The 274-nt window shown below is 35.8% G+C and carries 1 pseudogene; it reads left to right on the forward strand.

The features are described from left to right. Positions 1–274 (forward strand): annotated as a pseudogene (locus FS802_RS30745) (bifunctional metallophosphatase/5'-nucleotidase); the annotation flags it as partial.

Genomic DNA, 274 nt, shown 5'->3' on the forward strand with positions numbered 1-274 from the left:
TTAGAAGGTAAAGTAGATGTAATGGTAGGTGTTATGCATATGGGACTAGAAAATGAGAATGGAATCCCTGGTACTGGTGTTCAAGATATTGCGAATGCTTGTCCGGAACTAAGCGCTATTTTTGCAGCTCATATGCATAAACTTGTTAAAAAAGAAGTTGTAAATGGTGTCATTATTACAGAACCAGATAAATATGAAACACATATCTCACGTATTGACCTTACTTTTACAAAGCAAGATGGAAAGCTGGTTCTAAAAGATAAAACTGCTACCG

This window comes from Bacillus sp. DE0042 (genome assembly GCF_007680225.1).
Lineage (GTDB): Bacteria > Bacillota > Bacilli > Bacillales > Bacillaceae_G > Bacillus_A > Bacillus_A wiedmannii.